Genomic DNA, 4,297 nt, shown 5'->3' with positions numbered 1-4,297 from the left:
ATTCAAGAAAAGTTAAACTACCTGTCTCCTATAGAATACAAGAAACAGGTAGCATAGGTGTTTTTTTCATGTACCAAATTCGTGGGTCAGTTCAAGCTATTCGTTCATACTGGGTGTTTTTTGTAGGAACTTTATAAATTGATGACTCGTAAGTGGTTTACTGAAATAGTAACCTTGCATATACTTACAGTTGTTTTTTTGTAGAAATTTAAGTTGTTTTTCTGTTTCAATTCCTTCAGCAACGACAGAAAGATTTAACGTATTTGCAAGGGAAAGGATAGTTGAGACGATAGCTCTTTCTTCAGGACGGTGATCAGCGAGTTGTGTAAATTCTCTCGGTACTTTTAATGTATCGATAGGGAAAATTGATAAATAAGCGAGAGAAGAATAGCCGGTACCGAAGTCATCAATGGATGTTTGAATACCATATTCCTTTAATTGTTTTAGCCTTGATAACGTTTCTTTTTCGTCGATCATCGCAATTCGTTCTGTTAACTCAAGTGTTACATATTTGGGATCGACGTTAAGGTCTGTTAGTATTTGTGAAATGTGTTCGATTAAATTATCTTGCTGGAACTCCTTTGCTGATAAGTTCACACTTATTTTTAAATCTGTATAGCCAAAAGTATGCCATATTTTTAACTGGCGACAAGATTCTTTTAATACCCAATGACCGAGTGGAATGACCTGCGGAGTCTCCTCTACAATTGGAATGAACTCACATGGCGGAATTTCACCTAGGAGTGGGTGTTTCCAGCGTATTAATGCTTCAGCACCAATAATTTTTTTCGTCGTAATATCAATTTGTGGTTGATAAACGACATAAAATTCTTCGTTTACTAAAGCGAGTGGTAAATCTTTTTCAATTCGAGCTTTCCGTTCCATTTTTTTATACAATTCTTTCGTGTACAGAGAGCTGCCATTTTTCCCCCTATTTTTTGCTTCGTACATGGCCATATCAGCATGCTGTAAAATTGACAATGGATCTTCACCTGCTTCAGGATATATTGCAATCCCGATGCTCGGTGAGATTTGTAGATGTTGATTTTCAATTTCGAATGGTTCGTTCATAGCTGCTACAATCGTATCGGCTATTTTTTTTACATCTGGCCTTTTTTTATAATTTTCGATAAGGATTGTGAACTCATCCCCAGCTAGCCGGGCAAGCTTCATATTTGGTGTCGCAATTTCTTCGAGTCTTTTTGCTACTGCAATTAATAGAAGGTCTCCTACCCTATGACCGAGGGTATCATTAATAACTTTAAAGCGGTCTAGGTCGAGAAACATAACGGCAAAAGGCCTTTTCGATATTTCAGATCGAGCAATTGCTTGTTCTACGTACTGATGAAATGCACGGCGATTAGCAAGCTCTGTTAAAGTATCATGATAGGCTAGAAAGTTAATTTGTTCTTGCTGTTGTTTGCTTTCCGTAATATCTTTAATCATTAAATAAACGCCAGAAATATGATTTTTTAAAAAGATAGGAACAGCTGTAACATGCAAGTAGTAAATATCTCTATTTTTATGATATGCCCGTACTTCTAAAGAGATAGATTTTCCCTTTTTTACGCGGTGAAAGGCATTAATGATTTCTTCTAAATCTTCTTCATACGTAAGTGAATAGTATGGTTGTTTTAATAATTCGTTCGTTTGATAACCGAGTAAAGTAGTACCGGCGTTGTTCACATTGAGAAAATTACCGTACAAATCTAAGGTGAATATTGGATCTGGATGATGCTCGTATAAAGATTTAAACATCTGTTGGTTATGATACAGTTCATTTTTTTGTTCTACTAAATCTTCTGTACGTAGTTCAATTTGTTTTTCGAGTTCTGAGTTGAATTGCATTTGAGCTAGTAATAATATTTTATTTTGTTTTCGAACTAAACTATGGCGTATGAGAACGAAGGAGAAGGTTATCATAAGCCCGATTACTACAATAGGTGCAAAAACGTATTCAACTAATATAAAAACAATCAGCATGACTACAGAAATATAAGGTAATGACAATCTGATCGACTCACCAAGTTTAGGTGTTAATAGTACTTGCTCTTGCCTTTCAGGTTCTTTTGTATGCAGAATACAGGCGATTGCTACTAGTACTAAAGTTACTTGATAGAGGGGAGTAACTGTGAACATGGAATACTCAGGTGTGAAGTATTTAATATAAGCATAAATCGCATCTGTAGTAGCATATAAAATTAAAGCACTGCCAAGAAGCGCACCAACTTTTTTGGATAATAAGGATAATGGCTTGAATAACAGATTGATTCCTATGAGGAAAAAGAGTAAATCGGCCATTGGATAGGTAAGTTGAACAAATATGTCGATATTGGATGTTGAAGAAACGTGAATAGTGCGTTCGATAAGTAAGTAGTAACTTAAAGTGAATTGTGCTGTAACAATAATACAAATATCACATAGCATAAAAAGCTTTTCTAATACATCGCGGTTATAGATGATTTCATATAGAAAGGCAAACGCAAAGCTAATTAAAAAAAGTAGGTAAAAAAAATCGGACGGATCAACGAATGTATAGTAGTCCTTTAAAATTAAACGTTGATAGGCAACGACGATATCTCCAATGAAATAAGAGAGGGTTCCAACACATAAAATGGTCCAAAATAAACGAGGTAACTCTTCTTTCCTGTTTGAAAAATAAAGTATATAACTACAAGCGATAATATCAACCAATAAAGTACTCATTCCAATTAATATTTGAAAAGGGATTGAGTATTCATATAGAAAAGGCATTGCTACGTAATGAATCGCTATAGACAACAATGTAATGCTTATAAGAATACTTACATGTGTTTGTTTTTTCATTTATCTCACCCACGGTATATACATATAAATTCCTCTTTTTATTTTTTATTGTTTCTTAAAAAAAATATATAATTTCTATACTTATTTTGCACAGGTATAGCGAGTTATAAAAATAGATTTTAATAATTCTCGTTTCTGCCTCCAACATATCGACATAGGAATTTGAAGTTTGCTATAATGATTAAAATAGTTGCATTATTTAGAAAAATTTAAAAATAATAATTACTGCAACTAGGACATATTGTTTACTAAGTGAACTTGTTCTTAATTCAGGGGGGAGGGTTTCACAATGGCAAGTGTATATGAAAATAGTTATATGATCGTTTTGATTTTCTTGCTATTAGGCATATTGCTGCCGGTAGTGGCTCTTACATTAGGAAGGATGCTGCGCCCAAATAAACCAAGTGCAGCGAAAGCGACGACGTATGAGAGTGGGATTGAGCCTTTTCATGATGCAAATATTCGGTTTCATGCTCGTTATTATATTTTTGCTTTATTGTTTGTCATCTTTGATGTAGAAACATTATTTTTATATCCATGGGCTGTTGCATATGACAAGCTCGGTTTATTTGCACTGATTGAAATGCTCATCTTTGTTGTAATGTTGCTAGTTGGATTAGCGTATGCTTGGAAAAAGAAGGTGTTACAATGGTTATAAATTTTGAGGAGTTACATCCAAATGAGCGAGCGGAATTAGAACGAAATATCTTTTTTTCTACATTGGAGCAGTTGAAAGGATGGGCACGGAGCAATTCTTTATGGCCGATGACATTCGGACTAGCATGCTGTGCAATAGAAATGATGGGAGTAGGTTCATCACATTACGATTTAGATCGATTTGGGTCATTTTTTCGGACATCACCAAGGCAATCGGACGTTATGATTGTGTCGGGAACGGTAACGAAGAAGATGGCTCCTATTGTTCGGCGTTTATATGATCAAATGCCTGAACCGAAATGGGTTATTGCAATGGGATCTTGTGCGACAGCAGGTGGTCCGTATGTAAATTCATACGCTGTTGTGAAAGGTGTAGATCAAATTGTGCCAGTTGATGTGTATATTCCTGGTTGCCCACCAAATCCTGCCGCTTTAATTTATGGAATTAATAAATTGAAAGAAAAAATTCGTTACGAGGCAAAGACAGGAAAGCAGGTGACGAATAAATGAGTGATCTCAATAAAGACTTAGAGGATTTGAAAAGAGAAGCGGCTAGACGTGCGAAAGAAGAGGCGAGAAAGCGGCTCGTTGCGAAACATGGTGCAGAAATAAGTAAGCTTGAGGAAGAAAATCAGGAAAAAGAGAAAGCGCTACCAAAAAATGATGGTATGACTGTAGAAGAAGCAAAAAGACGCGCAGCTGCGGCTGCAAAAGCGAAAGCAGCGGCATTAGCGAAGCAAAAAAGAGAAGGAACAGAGGAAGTAACGGAAGAGGAAAAGGCAAAAGCGAAGGCGAAGGCAGCCGCCGCGGCGAA

At 36.0% G+C, this 4,297-nt stretch carries 3 protein-coding genes and 1 pseudogene; 3 read left to right on the top strand and 1 reads right to left on the bottom strand.

What is annotated here, in order from left to right:
• Window positions 1-96: 96 nt before the first annotated feature.
• Window positions 97-2,826, bottom strand: a complete 2,730-nt coding sequence (locus ACUXEY_RS28030; RefSeq protein WP_461302071.1) for a putative bifunctional diguanylate cyclase/phosphodiesterase — start codon at window positions 2,824-2,826, stop codon at window positions 97-99.
• A 289-nt stretch (window positions 2,827-3,115) separates the two neighbouring features.
• On the opposite strand from ACUXEY_RS28030, the gene nuoA reads away from it, so the two are divergent.
• From nuoA to ACUXEY_RS28015, 3 genes and pseudogenes are all read left to right on the top strand, one after another.
• Complete coding sequence (gene nuoA / locus ACUXEY_RS28025) at window positions 3,116-3,484, top strand: NADH-quinone oxidoreductase subunit NuoA (RefSeq protein WP_000179273.1); 369 nt, start codon at window positions 3,116-3,118, stop codon at window positions 3,482-3,484.
• The gene (gene nuoB / locus ACUXEY_RS28020; RefSeq protein ID WP_000236331.1) at window positions 3,475-3,993 is read left to right on the top strand and encodes an NADH-quinone oxidoreductase subunit NuoB; all 519 of its coding nucleotides are present in this window, start codon (window positions 3,475-3,477) and stop codon (window positions 3,991-3,993) included. The genes nuoA and nuoB overlap by 10 nt, the downstream gene beginning before the upstream one ends.
• Window positions 3,990-4,297: pseudogene (locus ACUXEY_RS28015) on the top strand (NADH-quinone oxidoreductase subunit C); the annotation flags it as partial. The gene nuoB and the pseudogene ACUXEY_RS28015, both read left to right, overlap by 4 nt.

The sequence above is a fragment of the Bacillus sp. F9_6S_D1_P_5 genome (genome assembly GCF_054823925.1).
The sequence above is the reverse complement of the archived record's forward strand: the minus strand, read 5'-3'. Positions and strand labels throughout refer to the sequence as shown.